The organism is Gemella parahaemolysans, assembly GCF_053758945.1.
Genome location: NZ_JBSMTP010000005.1, coordinates 38,767 through 52,655, shown reverse-complemented (window position 1 = coordinate 52,655; position 13,889 = coordinate 38,767). Strand labels below are relative to the sequence as shown.

Genomic DNA, 13,889 nt, shown 5'->3' with positions numbered 1-13,889 from the left:
ACATGAAAAAATTTTTTAGTAAACCATTTGGAACAGAGGAACAACCTATAGAGGAAGGAAGATATAGATTGTTTTGGACTGCGGTATGTCCGTATGCACATAGAGCTGTTATAGCAAGAGAGATACTAGGATTAGATGATGCAATTAGTTTAGGAACATTGGATTATCGTCGTGGAGAAGAAGGATGGCAATTTAGCTTAGATAAAGATGGTCTAGATCCAGTTTTAAAACAATCAAAAATTAAAGATGTGTACTTAAATAGTGATTCAGATTATGAAGGACCATATTCAGTACCAGTGCTTGTTGATGTAACTACAGGAAAAGTAGTTAGAAAAGAATCTGCTGAGTTACTTCATGAATTTGCGACAGTATTTAGTAAACTACATAAGAAAGACGGAATAGATTTATATCCTGAACATCTTGCTGATCAAATTGATGAGTGGAATGAAAAATTAGCTGTAGCTTTAAATGATGGTGTATATGGAATGGGATTTGCTGAAAGTCAAGAAAAATATGATGAGGCATTCGAAAGATTCTTTAATATGATGGATGTAGTAGAGGATCGTTTATCAAATCAAAGATACTTCCATGGTAATACAATAACAGAAACAGATATTCGTTTCTATACTACTATGATTCGTTTTGATGTCGTTTATTATGGATTATATTCTGCGAATAAAAAGAGAATTGAGGAGTATTCTAACATTTTCAACTACTTAAAAGATTTATATCAAACACCAGGATTCGGATCTACAACAGACTTTGAAGCAATTAAGGTCGGATATTATGTATCAGCAGGTAAAACTATTGTACCAAAAGGCCCAGAAGTAGATAAGTGGAATCAAAGTCACGATAGAGACAGATTCGAATAATAAACATGAAGATTATAGATGTAGAGGAATATAACTTCTCAAAAGAAAAACTTTTACAGTACGGATTTAAGGAAGAAGCGGAAAAACTAATATATCGAAAAGAAATTTTAGACAGTAGTTTTTTAATAGAAATAGTATTTGTTAATAGTCAACTTTTGATAGAAGTTTATGATTTAGAATTTGATGAGATTTATTCATTATTTAGCGTAGATAGTGCCTTAGGAGAAACGGTTCAAAATGTTAGAGAACATGTAGAGACTCTACTAAGTTCTGTATTAGGATTGGTCGATGAATCAGGGAAAATAAGTTTAGAAGTTATCAACTATTGTAATAGTAAATACGGCGAGAACAGTGTTAATCCTTTTAAAAAACATCCGGATATATTAGCGTTTGTAAATGAAAAAAATAAATGGTATGCCTTGTTTCTGGATATAGAGTATAATAAATTGAATAAAAATACTGATATTACAACTAAAGTGAAAATATTAAATGTAAAACATCCTACGGATAATATCTTAGATATTATCGATAATAATATTTTTCCAGCATATCATATGAATAAAAAGCATTGGATTAGTATAGTTTTAGATAAAAATATCAAATTGGAAACTATTAAAGAATTAATCGACATAAGCTTTTCTTTAGTTAAATAAAATAATAGGGAGTGACTCAAAAATCGTGATTTTGATATGTACCCCTTTTACTGGACAATCCAGTGAAAGGGGTATTTTTTATGCGTTATAGTTATGAATTTAAAGTAAAATGTGTTGAGATGTATGAAAGAGGGGAATATCCAGAAACACCGAATGGAATAACTACTAGAAAATTTAAAGATACTATTAGGAAATGGAAAAGAATGGTCGATTCGTTAGGCGTAGGTGCCTTGCGACCTAAATCAAAAAATAAGAAGTGGAATCCAGAAGAAAAACTAGTATTAGTTTCCAAAATTTTAGCTGGTTATTCATATAATTCCGTTGCACTAGAGAATAGAATTAACTATAGGATATTACATAATTGGGTTCAAAAATATAGGGAAAAAGGTTATAATGGACTTGCAGATGAGAAGAAAGGAAGACCAAGAAAGGTACCTATCATGAAAGAAAATAGAAGTCCTAGACCATTAAAAGAGTCAGAAAGAGAAGAATTAATTAGATTACGTGAAGAAAATAAATTTATAAAAACGGAAATCAAAAATATTAAAGCAGAAACAGAAATAATAAAAAAATTAATAGCCTTGAGGCGAGAAAAATGGGCTGTGCAACTCAAGGCGAAAAAGCAGCGATTATCAAAGAACTTAGAGAAAAAGGATATCAATTAAAATATCTTTTACAAGCAATAGGAATGGCTAGATCAACATATTATTATTTAGTAAATAAGGAAAAAGTAGATGTTGTGGCTATTCGTAATGAACCAGTGTTAAAAGAAATTAAAATTATTTTTACCGAAAATAAAGGACTATATGGTGTCCGTAGAGTTCACAATGAACTAATTAATAGAGGTTTTAAAGTAAATCATAAACGAGTACAAAGTCTTATGCATAAAGAAGGATTGAAAGGGAAAACTCCTAAAGAAAGATACTATTCATATAAGGGAACAGTAGGAAAAGTCGCTAATAATATAATAAATCGAGATTTTAGTACAACTGCTCCTTTACAGAAATGGACTACAGATGTATCACAATTCAATTTTTCATGGGGAAAGTGCTATTTTTCAGCGATTCTAGATATGCATACAAATGAAATAATATCATATGATTTATCTTTACATCCAAATTTAGATCAGACAAAAAGAATGTTAGAAAAAGCATTTAATAAATTTCCAAAAATAGAAGAATTAATTATGCATTCGGATCAAGGGTGGCAGTATCAACATTCATACTATAGAAGTGAGTTAAAAAAACATGGAATCACTCAATCGATGTCTAGAAAGGGAAATTGTTATGATAACAGTATCATGGAATCATTTTTTGGAAGAATGAAGACGGAGATATATTATGGTTATGAAAAGGATTATATGTCATTTGAAGAGTTTAATAAAGCTGTATCTGAATATATAAATTATTACAACAACAAGAGAATTCAATCAAAAACAAAATGGATGCCTCCTGTACAATACAGGATAACATCCACTTGCCTAAATTAAATATATATGTGTCCAGAATTTTGGGTACATATCATTTCGAAGAAATCGATTTTGTCGAGTCACCCCCGCACAGTTTATTAGATTTCAAAAAAGCTTTTATAAAGCGATTTTTGAAATGAATAAACCACTGCGTCTATGAGTTATCATATACACTTTTTTAAAAATTTAGGACTTTAAGTTGTTCCTGTTTTTATATATTATACGCAATTATCAAGAATATTATTTGGAAAATAATAGAAATAATAAAGAAAAATCCAATATAAATTCCTAATGCGCCAGCTATGACATATAATATTATATTTATGATAATCAAATAATTTTTTGTGAATTTTATTAATGAGATAACAATATTAAAAATAACTGCTATTAAGAGCATAAAATAGTGTGGTATTAGGAATGCAAGTAGCAAACCTAAACCAGCGCCAGTACTAGGGCTGTCAGAATGATTAATTTTTGATATTGTATAAGCAAAGTAAATTACTGTTAGAGCTATATATAATATTGATGAAAGTAATGATAATCTTATAGCAAGTTTTCTTGTCATCTAAAGCCATCCTTCCTCAGTAGATTTTTTTACAGCTTCCGTTCTGTTTTTACAATTTAACTTTGTCAGGATGTTAGAAATGTAGTTTCTGATAGTTCCTTCTGATAAAAATAGTTCATTAGCAATTTCTTTATTTGATAATCCTTCTTTAATTTTTATAAGAATAATTTTTTCTTGATTTGATAGGGGATTATGATTATTAAAGATGTTGTCCATTAGTTCTGGTGAGTACTCTTTGTGTCCTGCTAAGACGTTGTTAATAGTTTTCATGAGTTCATCGATTGAACGATCTTTTAAGACGTAGGCATCTACGTTATTTTTTATAGCGCGTTCGAAATACCCCATTCGTTTAAATGTTGTCACTATAATAACTTTACAATCTATGGTATTGCTACGAATATATTCTAATACGTCTAATCCTGTTGCTTCAGGCATTTCTACATCAAGTATAGCTACATCGATATCATTAGTAGAAATTAAATCTATAGCTTCTTTTCCATTTTTAGCTTGAAGTATACTTTCAACACTATCTTGCATTGATAATAATGTTGCCATTGCATCTCGTAACATACTTTGATCTTCAGCGATAAGTAATTTCATATTATCCTCCTGTTTTTATTTCCTAATTGTTACTTTGATAGTTGTAGGTGATTTTTTTGATGTTATATCTATTACCCCATTAACTAGTTTAATTCTTTCTCTTATAGAAGCTAGTTCAGTTCCGTTGATACTTTCAAAACCTCTACCATTATCAGAGATAATAGCAGTGTAGTTATTACTAGATTCATTTATTTCAATATTGCATTTATTAGCATTACTATGTTTAATAACATTATTTGTTAATTCTTTTAGAACCATTGTAATAGTCCATTCAACTAGTTGAGATGGGGATGTAATCACATTATTCTTAATATCTAATGAAATATCAGCCATTGTCATAATATCCGAAATAACTTTTAATTCTTCAGTAATACTTCTATGTTTTAATTTATTAATTATAGATCGTGTTTCTGTCATAGAAGCACTACTGATTTCACCAATTTCTTTAAGTTCTTTTCTGGCTGCTTCAATATTATTTTTTTCTAAATATTTTTCAGCGAGTTCTGCTTTTAATTTTAGCATTACAAAAGTATGACCGATACTATCATGTAAATCGCGTCCGATTCTATTTCTTTCATTCTCAGCAAGAAGTAGATTAATGTGTTCATTATGTTTTAAACGTTCATTTTTTAATTTATATCTCTCGTAACTATATTTTTGTGAAAAATAGGTTATGATACACATAGAAGAAAAAATAAATAGGACAATTTTATCACCAATGTTTAAAGTCGGATTAGCAATTATATTTAATGTTAGACAATTTATAGTTATGAAAAAACTAATTGTCCTATAAGTAAAATACTTATCTTGAAAGTTCCAAACGAGTAGATTACTTAGATAAAAACTAAATAGAATATTCATTGGATATAAAACAATGGTCATGTAACTGATATAAGCAATTAAATAAAACCACTCTAAAAAAATAAGAATTCTATTTTTTGTATATAACATTCCTATATATGATATAATTGCTAAAATTGTCAGGAATAATACATATTTAGGATAACTTCCATCAAGTATATATGCAATAGGGAATATAAAGAATACTAGAGATAAATAAAACCCATATTTTCTTTTCAATAAATTCAATAATTTTTTATGCATGTTAGTCTCCTTATTCTTTAATGATACCATAATAATATAAGAGTGTGAATAATTTATCCGCACTCCTATGTTATTATTTTGATTCTCTTCTGTTTTTTATTACCAATGTAGCAATTATACATACAACTGAGTAGGCTATAAGAATTGTTAATGATCTATAAGAGAAAATATCTTCTTTAATATATTTATTAACGAATTCCAATAAATGATATGTGGGTGTAAGTTTAGAGATATTTTGTAACCATTCTGGGAAAAGATAAGTAGGCCACCAAAGGCCACCTAACATAGCAAGTCCTAGGTATAATATATTAGCAAGCAATGAGAGTTTTTCTTCTGATTTAATAAGACTTAAAAGTAATCCCATACCTAAAAATGTAATACTACCGATTAGCATTAGAACAGCCGACATAATCCATTCACGAGCTGTCATATTAACACCTCTAACAATATGTCCGATGACGAACACAGCAACTATTGAAATAATAAATGTAATTATTAGGCGAATGAAACGAGCAAAGTAGTATTCAGATATTTTTACTGGAGAATTATTCAATATATGAAGATAGTTATTTTTCTCATCTTCTTTTATAGAAATAGGAAGAGAAAAAAGTGCAAAACTGATACTACTGAATGCAGTCATAGAGATAAGCATATCTTTTATAACACGTACCTTTGTTTCAGGATCATCGAATTGCTGCATTCCTGAAAATAGTATAAAGAAAATTACTGGAAAGCCTAATCCCATAATAAAATTAGTTAGGTTTCTTTTTATGAATATAAATTCTATTTTTAATAAGTTGGTAAGATTTTTCATTATTTTTCTCCTTCATTATCTTTTGTAGTTATAAAAATACTATCTAATAAAGTTCTATTTTGAATTTCGATTTCTTTAAACGTACAACCAGCTTGTTGTAATATGTTCCATATTTCATCTGGTTTTTTTGTTAAGAAATTAATATTATCTGTTTTAATTTCTAAATTATTTATAATATTACTATCTTTTAATAAATCTAGATATTTTATAGGTAGTGTGAAGTACTTTTCGATTTCTTCAGCACGCATAGCATGTGGAGTAGTATCGCGAACTAGTTTTCCTTTATTTAGAACTAAGATTCTATCTGCAGTATGTTCTACTTCTTCAATGTAATGTGAAGAATAAATAATAGTTAGTCCTTTGTTCTTTAAGGTATTTACAATCTCCCAAAATCTAATACGTGTTGATGTGTCCATTCCAGCCGTTGGTTCATCTAAGAAAATTAATTTTGGTCTTCCTATTAATGTGATAATAAAAGATAATAATCTTTTTTGACCACCAGATAATTTAGAAGCAAAGTTATCTTTTTGAGAATCATCAAACCTTAGCAGTTCATCGATTTCTTCGTTTGTTAATGGATTTTTATATAATTTTTGAATAAAGCCAAGTAATTCTTTTACTTTTAGTTTTTCGGGAACAACATTTTCCTGAGGAAGTATGTTAAGATATTCTTTTAGCTTTTGGTTTCCCGGATTTAAAGAATTAATCTTTATTGAGCCTGAATTGATGAATTTATTTCCAAGTAGGCAATTCATTAGAGTAGTTTTACCAGCTCCATTTGGCCCAATTAAAGCAATACATTCACCAGAATTTACTTTAAAAGAAATATCGTCTAAGATATTTTTCTCTTTAATTGTTTTTGTTATGTTTTTTACTTCTATAATGTTATTTAATGACATTTTGTTCACCTCATCTTTGATAATTAAATTATACCAAAGTGCTAAGGTTACTTATAGTAGGTAATGTCACGAAGTAATATGACAAATGTCACAAAAAAATAGACTTAAAATATTGATTCATTTGAAATCGAAAATTTTAAGTCGGAGTATATAGTTATTTCATATCTTTTATGTCGATAATAGTTGAATCTTTATTGTCAATAATAGCTTTAACTACTGTCTCAGCTACTTTTTCAACTGGAAGTGGATAAACATTTTTAAAAAATGTTATACCAAATTTTGAAAAGAATTTAATCGGTAATATATTGAAATAAGAGGTAAGTCTGTCTTTACCGTACATAAGACCTGGGCGGACTATTAGATAATCTAGTTTTGAATCTTTTGCTAATCTTTCTCCAGCAAGCTTGCTTTCTAAATATCGTTTGAAGCCACCGTTTGCGGAAAAGTAGACAAGTTTATTGATATTATGTTTTTGACATAGTTTAATTGCCTGCGCCACACTTTTTGTATTTAGTTTTGAATATAGCTTCTTATCTTTAATTGTTCCTATTAAATGGATGGCGATATCGTATTTTTCGTTGATTGATATGTTTTCAATATCAAAAACATCGCCATGTACCCAAGTTATTTTTTCATTAGTGATAGAGTTATTTTGAGTTCTAGATAAATAGCTTACTTCTACTTTGTATTTCGTAAATTCTTTAATTAATGCTTGTCCAACAAATCCGTTGCCGCCGATTAATAATATGTTCATAGATACCTCTTGTTGAATATAATACTTGTTTAAAATATTAGCATAACTTCATTCTCAAGTAAATTTATTTAAACTAATGAAAAAAAGATGGTATAATAGTATCAATTTAAAAAGGAGTGTGATTGAATGAAAGTAGGTTTAGTATTAGAAGGCGGAGCTATGAGAGGATTATTTACAGCTGGTGTCCTTGATGTGTTCTTGGAAAATAATATTGAAGTTACAGATATTGTTGGAGTTTCTGCAGGAACATTATTTGGAGTGAATTACGTTTCTAAACAACCTAAGAGGGCACTTCGTTATAACGTTAATTATATTAATGATAAGAGATATATGAGTTTAAAGAGTTGGATTAGAACGGGAAATTTAATAAATAAAGATTTCACATATTATAAAGTTCCTTTTCAGCTTGATGTTTTTGATAATAAAACATTTAAAGAATCAAATATTAATTTTTATGCAACAGTAACTAATATTGAAAATGGAGAAGCAGAGTTTATAAAAATTCATGATCCTTATAAACAGATGGAAATTTTAAGAGCAACTTCCGCATTACCATTTATTTCGGAAATAATAAAAGTAGATGGGAAAAAGTATCTAGATGGAGGGATAGCCAATAGCATACCGATAGACTTCTTTGAAAAACAAAACTTTGATAAGATTATCGTTATACTTACAAGACCTATTACATATAGAAAGAAAAGATCAGCGAGTTTTCCATTTAAAATGTTCTATAAAAAATATCCTTATTTAATAGAAAAGTTAGAGAATAGATATAAGAATTATAATGAAACAGTAGAAAAAATACTTGAGTTAGAAAAGCAAGGGAAAGTATTTGTTATTAGACCTAGTGAAGATATTAATGTAAAGCGACTTGAGAAAGATATCGAAAAACTAAACCACGTGTATAATTTAGGGGTAAAAGACGGAAACCATATAATAGAAAATTTAAAAGAATATATAAGTTATAAAGGAGAGAAATAAAATGAGTGAAGAAATTAAAATTAATCCAGAAGAATTCGAAAGAAAATCAAAAAATGAATTAAAAAAAGAATTATCTGATTTAGAATATGCCGTTACAATGGAAAGTGCAACTGAGACGCCTTACACTGGACAATATTGGGATAGTTTTGAAGAAGGGATTTATGTTGATATAACAACAGGTGAGCCATTATTCTCTTCAAAAGACAAATTTAAGTCGCACTGTGGTTGGCCAAGTTTTTCAAAACCTATAGAAAAAGAAGTTACTAGATACTATAAAGATAATTCACATCTTGTAGAAAGAATTGAAGTTAGAAGTAGAGTTGGAGACGCTCATTTAGGTCATGTATTTCCAGATGGTCCAAGTGAATTAGGGGGGCTTAGATATTGTATAAATAGCGCTTCTATAAGGTTTATTAAGAAAGGAGACTTAGAAAGAGAAGGATATAAAGACCTTTTGAAGTTATTTAACGAATAATAGGTATAAAGGAGTAATTGATAGAACATATCAATCACTCCTTTTATTTAGTAAAAAAATATGATATTTTTAATTTATGTTTATTAAATAATTCTAAAGTAAAAAGTGACAGTATAATAACAGTTTTTTTAGAGATTTAGAATATCAATAAAGTTAAAAAACTTTTAGGTTAACGTTTTCGTTGTTTTTACAATAATGTTTTCAGAAAGATGTAATAATATATTACTATAAATTTAATGTTTCATGATATGTTTAATATTTCTGTATTAGTACTGCAGTTCACAAAATGTACACAATTTGAATAAGAAAAATATTGTCTTAGTAATATGTATGCGGTACACTAAGAGTGTAACAAATAGTTTAATTAATAAATTTATTTATCACATATATAATAAAAAATTTAAGGAGTGACATTAATATGACAACAGTTGCAGAAAAAAAAGCATTCGTTGGTGGTAAATGGCAAACAGAGGTAGATTTAGTAGATTTCATTAAATCTAATTATACTGAATATAGAGGAGATGCATCTTTCCTTGCAGGGCCAACAGAAGCAACTACTAAATTAGTAGAAAAATTCAATGATTTAATGCGTCAAGAACGTTTAGCTGGTGGAACATTAGATATGGATACTAGCATTCCTTCAACTATCCTTTCTCACGGACCTGGATATATTGAAAAAGATTTAGAACAAGTTGTTGGATTACAAACTGATAAACCACTTAAACGTGCGTTAATGACATTTGGTGGTATTAACATGGCTGTTAACAGCTGTAAAGCATACGGATATGAAGTAGATGAAGAAGTTATTAAAATCTTCACTGACTACCGTAAAACTCACAACCAAGGTGTGTTTGATGCATATACTCCAGAAATGCGTTTAGTAAGAAAATCTGGTGTAATTACTGGTCTTCCAGATGCATACGGACGTGGTCGTATTATCGGGGATTACCGTCGTGTAGCTTTATATGGTGTTGACCAACTTATCGCTTGGAAAAAAGAAGATTTAGCTCAAATCGGAGCTGATGGTGTTATGACTGAGCACGTTATTCGTGATCGTGAAGAAGTTAACGAACAAATTCGTGCTTTAGGTGAATTAAAAGAATTAGCTAAAATCTACGGATTCGATATTTCTGAACCAGCTACAAATGCTAAAGAAGCAGTTCAATGGTTATACTTCGGTTACTTAGCAGCTATCAAACAACAAAACGGTGCTGCAATGTCAATCGGTAACATTGCTACATTCTTAGATATTTATATCGAAAGAGATTTACAAGATGGAACAATTAACGAATCTCAAGCTCAAGAATTAATTGACCACTTAGTATTAAAATTACGTTGCGTTAAATTCGCTCGTACTCCAGAATATAATCAATTATTCTCAGGTGACCCAATTTGGGCTACACTAATCGTAGGTGAAATGTTAGACGCTGAAAGATCATTAGTAACTAAAACTGACTTCCGTTTCATCCACACATTAGATAACATGGGTAACTCTCCAGAACCAAACTTAACTATTCTTTGGTCTTCTAAATTACCAACTGGATTTAAAGAGTTCTGTTCTGAATCTTCAATTAACCACAGTGCTATCCAATATGAAAGTGATGAATTATTAGCAGACTTCTTAGGAACTTGTGATAAATCTATCGCATGTTGTGTAAGTGGTATGACTACTGGTAAAGATATGCAATTCTTTGGAGCTCGTGCTAACTTAGCTAAAGCTTTATTATACACAATCAATGGTGGACGTGATGAAAAATTAGGGATCCAAGTTGGACCAAAAACAGAACCTCTACGTGGTGTATTAAATTACGACGAAGTTTGGGCTAAATTCGATGTATTTATGGACTGGTTATGTAAATTATACATCAATACATTAAATGTAATTCACTACATGCATGATAAATATTCTTACGAAAGCTTAGAAATGGCATTACATGATACTAAAGTTAGAAGATTCATGGCAACTGGTATCGCTGGATTCTCAGTAGCAGTAGATAGTTTATCAGCTATTAAATATGCTAAAGTAACTCCAATTGAAGATGAAACTGGATTAGCTGTAGATTACAAAGTTGAAGGTGAATTCCCAACATTCGGTAACAACGATGATCGTGCAGATGAAATCGCTGTTGAATTACTAAAAACATTCATGACTAAACTTAAAAAACATCCAACTTACCGTGCAGATGAAACTACAACATCTATCTTAACTATTACTTCTAACGTAGTATACGGTAAAAAAACTGGTAACACTCCAGATGGACGTCGTGCAGGAGAACCATTCTCTCCAGGGGCTAACCCAATGAACGGACGTGACCAAAGTGGAGCTCTAGCTTGCTTAAGCTCAGTAGCTAAACTACCATATGAATACAGCCGTGATGGAATCAGCTTAACTGCTGCATTCACACCAAACTCATTAGGTAAAACTAAACAAGATCAAATTAAAAACTTAACAGCAATGATGGATGGATATTTCAGAAAAGGTGGTTACCACTTAAATACTAACGTATTTAATAAAGAAACATTACTTAAAGTAATTGAATCTCCAGAAGATTATCCAAACTTTACAATTCGTGTATCAGGATACGCTGTACGTCTAATCAGTTTAACTCCAGAACAACAACGTGACGTATTAAGCCGTACAATGCACCAATTCATGTAATTAAGTAAATAGTTGAAAGAAGGTGGAGGCTTATAGCCTCCACTTTTTTAGATTAAAAAGAATCATAAAAGTGTTTACAGAATAACAATGTATACGATATAATATAACTATAAACTGGCTAAAGGAGGAAATCGCATATGGAAATGGAAAAAGTAGAAGGAAGTCCTGTTGAAGAAAAAAAAGAATTAACAGCTAATATTCACTCGGTGGAATCATTTGGTAATGTTGATGGTCCTGGAATTAGATATGTAGTATTCTTTCAAGGATGTATGTTAAGATGTAAATATTGCCATAATCCAGATACATGGAAAATGCATAATCCTGATGCTAAAGTTATGACAGTAGATCAACTAACGAAAGAAATAGTGAAGTATCGAGAATTTTTTGAAGCGAGTGAAGGTGGAGGAGTCACAGTAAGTGGTGGAGAATCGCTTTTACAGATTGATTTTGTTTTAGAACTATTTAGAAAACTAAAAAAACTAGGTATTAATACATGTGTTGATACTTGTGGTGGATTTTATGTGAATACACCAAGTATGAATGAAAAAGTATTAGAGCTTATTTCTTTAACGGATTTATTCTTGGTAGACTTAAAACATATTGATGATGAACAACATTTACGTTTGACAAAACGTACGAATAAAAATATTATTCAATTTACTAATTTTTTAAGTAATCATGGTGCTAAAATGTGGATAAGACATGTCCTCGTACCAAAATGGACTGATGATGATTATTATTTAAAAAAATTACGTGAATATATAGATACATTACAAGGAGTCGAGCGTGTAGAAGTATTACCTTATCACGATATGGCTAAATTTAAATATAAAGAACTAGGAATAGAATATGAATTAAATGATATTAATCCACCGACAAAAGATAGAATTAAGAATGCTATTGATATCTTAGGGGCAAGGGATGATATAAGTTAATAAAAAATGAGTAGTTTAATAATCGTGATTTCTAGAAAACGATAATAAATTACTCATTTTTTAATTTAAAAATAACTATAAGGGAAGATTTCCTTATAGTTATTTTTAGATTATTGTTGTGTAGAAGTAGTCCCCTCTAGCATAGATTTAATGTATGATTCTACATCACTATTACTTGATTTTACGTTATATTCTTCAAATACTTTTTTAAGGGCTTTACTTACAATTGTTGAATCTTTCTTAACAGCTTCCTCAGCAGCTTTTTCAGCTAATGTTGGTTTTAACTCATCAAAAGATACATCTTTTTCATCTAAAACTTTAATAATATGGTATCCAAATGAAGTTTTTACAACATCAGAAGTTTTGTCTTTGCTTAATGAGTAAGCTGCATCTTTAAATTCTTTAACAAATGAGTTATCTTCTTTAGAAGACCAACCTAAGTCTCCACCGTTTGAAGCATTGGCAGTATCATTAGAATTTTCTTTTGCTAAAGTGGCGAAATCTCCTCCGTCTTTAAGTTTCTTAAGAACATCTTCAGCTTTTTTCTTAGCATCTTCGTCACTTAAACCATTTGGATTTGATTCACTCTTAACACTTACTAAAATGTGTGCTAGGTGATATTGGTGTTTGTTTTTTTCATAGTTTTCTTTAAGCTTATCGTCATTTGTTCCAGCGTAATCATTAATTAATAACGTTTGAGCAGCTTTAACTTTTAAACCATCTTTATATTTATCAAGAGTAAATCCTTGTTGTTTTAATAATTGTTCAAATTTTTCTTTTCCACCGTATTGTTCTTGAGCTTTTTGAAGTTGTTCATCTATAGTTTTTTGATCAATTTTATTTTTATATTTGTCTAAAAGAACTTTTTGAATCATCATACTCGTAGCTGTTTTAGATAATTGACTAGCTCCAATACTTTCTACTATATCTTTTTCTGTAACGTCACCTGCTTTACTAGAGATATATTTTGTTCCTCCAGTTGAGCATCCTGCTAAACCTATAACAGATATACTAAGCGCTATAGGTAAAATAGCTTTTTTAAACTTTTTCATTAAAATTTGTCCTCCTATGTGTACATATGTATTAATATATCATATTTTTTAATATAAA

At 29.6% G+C, this 13,889-nt stretch carries 15 protein-coding genes; 8 read left to right on the top strand and 7 right to left on the bottom strand.

Translation table 11 applies throughout. The features are described 5' to 3' along the window. Window positions 1-2 precede the first annotated feature (2 nt). The 4 genes from ACWOBP_RS04665 (at window position 3) to ACWOBP_RS04650 (ending at window position 3,014) form a co-directional block, all read left to right on the top strand. Entirely contained in the window at window positions 3-872 is an 870-nt protein-coding gene (locus tag ACWOBP_RS04665; protein WP_455337680.1) for a glutathione S-transferase C-terminal domain-containing protein, read from the top strand. Window positions 873-877: 5 nt separating this feature from the next. Beyond that, complete coding sequence (locus ACWOBP_RS04660; protein ID WP_455337679.1) at window positions 878-1,525, top strand: MmcQ/YjbR family DNA-binding protein; 648 nt, start codon at window positions 878-880, stop codon at window positions 1,523-1,525. Between the two features lie 80 nt (window positions 1,526-1,605). Continuing rightward, window positions 1,606-2,190 (top strand): transposase, encoded by a 585-nt coding sequence (locus tag ACWOBP_RS04655; protein WP_455337678.1) that lies wholly within the window; start codon window positions 1,606-1,608, stop codon window positions 2,188-2,190. After that, a complete protein-coding gene (locus tag ACWOBP_RS04650) occupies window positions 2,121-3,014 on the top strand; it encodes an IS3 family transposase (protein ID WP_455337677.1) in 894 nt (297 codons plus the stop codon). Before ACWOBP_RS04655 ends, ACWOBP_RS04650 begins: the two co-directional genes overlap by 70 nt. A 190-nt stretch (window positions 3,015-3,204) precedes the next feature. Here the strand turns inward: ACWOBP_RS04650 and ACWOBP_RS04645 are convergent, their stop codons facing one another. From ACWOBP_RS04645 to ACWOBP_RS04620, 6 genes are all read right to left on the bottom strand, one after another. Continuing rightward, a complete protein-coding gene (locus tag ACWOBP_RS04645) occupies window positions 3,205-3,558 on the bottom strand; it encodes a hypothetical protein (RefSeq protein ID WP_455337676.1) in 354 nt (117 codons plus the stop codon). Further along, window positions 3,559-4,158, bottom strand: a complete 600-nt coding sequence (locus ACWOBP_RS04640) for a response regulator (RefSeq protein WP_455337675.1) — start codon at window positions 4,156-4,158, stop codon at window positions 3,559-3,561. A 15-nt stretch (window positions 4,159-4,173) separates the two neighbouring features. After that, entirely contained in the window at window positions 4,174-5,262 is a 1,089-nt protein-coding gene (locus ACWOBP_RS04635) for a sensor histidine kinase (protein WP_455337674.1), read from the bottom strand. Between the two features lie 73 nt (window positions 5,263-5,335). Then, the gene (locus ACWOBP_RS04630) at window positions 5,336-6,076 is read right to left on the bottom strand and encodes an ABC transporter permease (RefSeq protein WP_455337673.1); all 741 of its coding nucleotides are present in this window, start codon (window positions 6,074-6,076) and stop codon (window positions 5,336-5,338) included. Next, window positions 6,076-6,975, bottom strand: a complete 900-nt coding sequence (locus tag ACWOBP_RS04625; protein WP_455337672.1) for an ABC transporter ATP-binding protein — start codon at window positions 6,973-6,975, stop codon at window positions 6,076-6,078. The genes ACWOBP_RS04630 and ACWOBP_RS04625 overlap by 1 nt, the downstream gene beginning before the upstream one ends. A gap of 154 nt (window positions 6,976-7,129) precedes the next feature. Continuing rightward, entirely contained in the window at window positions 7,130-7,729 is a 600-nt protein-coding gene (locus ACWOBP_RS04620) for an NAD(P)H-binding protein (RefSeq protein ID WP_455337671.1), read from the bottom strand. 126 nt (window positions 7,730-7,855) lie between these two features. Between ACWOBP_RS04620 and ACWOBP_RS04615 the strand changes: the two genes are divergently transcribed. From ACWOBP_RS04615 to pflA, 4 genes are all read left to right on the top strand, one after another. Then, window positions 7,856-8,710, top strand: coding sequence for a patatin-like phospholipase family protein (locus ACWOBP_RS04615; protein WP_455337670.1), 855 nt, complete (start codon window positions 7,856-7,858; stop codon window positions 8,708-8,710). 1 nt (window position 8,711) lies between these two features. Then, window positions 8,712-9,185 (top strand): peptide-methionine (R)-S-oxide reductase MsrB, encoded by a 474-nt coding sequence (gene msrB / locus ACWOBP_RS04610; RefSeq protein WP_455337669.1) that lies wholly within the window; start codon window positions 8,712-8,714, stop codon window positions 9,183-9,185. A 418-nt stretch (window positions 9,186-9,603) separates the two neighbouring features. Then, entirely contained in the window at window positions 9,604-11,844 is a 2,241-nt protein-coding gene (gene pflB / locus ACWOBP_RS04605) for a formate C-acetyltransferase (protein WP_455337668.1), read from the top strand. A 137-nt stretch (window positions 11,845-11,981) separates the two neighbouring features. Further along, window positions 11,982-12,779 (top strand): pyruvate formate-lyase-activating protein, encoded by a 798-nt coding sequence (gene pflA, locus ACWOBP_RS04600; RefSeq protein ID WP_455337667.1) that lies wholly within the window; start codon window positions 11,982-11,984, stop codon window positions 12,777-12,779. A 110-nt stretch (window positions 12,780-12,889) separates the two neighbouring features. Here pflA and ACWOBP_RS04595 read toward each other — a convergent pair whose 3' ends face one another. Next, on the bottom strand, window positions 12,890-13,831 hold the full coding sequence (locus ACWOBP_RS04595) for a foldase protein PrsA (protein WP_455337666.1): 942 nt from the start codon (window positions 13,829-13,831) through the stop codon (window positions 12,890-12,892). Between the last annotated feature and the right edge of the window lie 58 nt (window positions 13,832-13,889).

Coding starts and splice junctions, on each gene's coding strand:
- ACWOBP_RS04665 (WP_455337680.1), top strand. CDS start 3: ATGAAAAAATTTTTTAGTAAACCATTTGGAACAGAGGAACAACCTATA.
- ACWOBP_RS04660 (WP_455337679.1), top strand. CDS start 878: ATGAAGATTATAGATGTAGAGGAATATAACTTCTCAAAAGAAAAACTT.
- ACWOBP_RS04655 (WP_455337678.1), top strand. CDS start 1,606: ATGCGTTATAGTTATGAATTTAAAGTAAAATGTGTTGAGATGTATGAA.
- ACWOBP_RS04650 (WP_455337677.1), top strand. CDS start 2,121: ATGGGCTGTGCAACTCAAGGCGAAAAAGCAGCGATTATCAAAGAACTT.
- ACWOBP_RS04645 (WP_455337676.1), bottom strand. CDS start 3,558: ATGACAAGAAAACTTGCTATAAGATTATCATTACTTTCATCAATATTA.
- ACWOBP_RS04640 (WP_455337675.1), bottom strand. CDS start 4,158: ATGAAATTACTTATCGCTGAAGATCAAAGTATGTTACGAGATGCAATG.
- ACWOBP_RS04635 (WP_455337674.1), bottom strand. CDS start 5,262: ATGCATAAAAAATTATTGAATTTATTGAAAAGAAAATATGGGTTTTAT.
- ACWOBP_RS04630 (WP_455337673.1), bottom strand. CDS start 6,076: ATGAAAAATCTTACCAACTTATTAAAAATAGAATTTATATTCATAAAA.
- ACWOBP_RS04625 (WP_455337672.1), bottom strand. CDS start 6,975: ATGTCATTAAATAACATTATAGAAGTAAAAAACATAACAAAAACAATT.
- ACWOBP_RS04620 (WP_455337671.1), bottom strand. CDS start 7,729: ATGAACATATTATTAATCGGCGGCAACGGATTTGTTGGACAAGCATTA.
- ACWOBP_RS04615 (WP_455337670.1), top strand. CDS start 7,856: ATGAAAGTAGGTTTAGTATTAGAAGGCGGAGCTATGAGAGGATTATTT.
- msrB (WP_455337669.1), top strand. CDS start 8,712: ATGAGTGAAGAAATTAAAATTAATCCAGAAGAATTCGAAAGAAAATCA.
- pflB (WP_455337668.1), top strand. CDS start 9,604: ATGACAACAGTTGCAGAAAAAAAAGCATTCGTTGGTGGTAAATGGCAA.
- pflA (WP_455337667.1), top strand. CDS start 11,982: ATGGAAATGGAAAAAGTAGAAGGAAGTCCTGTTGAAGAAAAAAAAGAA.
- ACWOBP_RS04595 (WP_455337666.1), bottom strand. CDS start 13,831: ATGAAAAAGTTTAAAAAAGCTATTTTACCTATAGCGCTTAGTATATCT.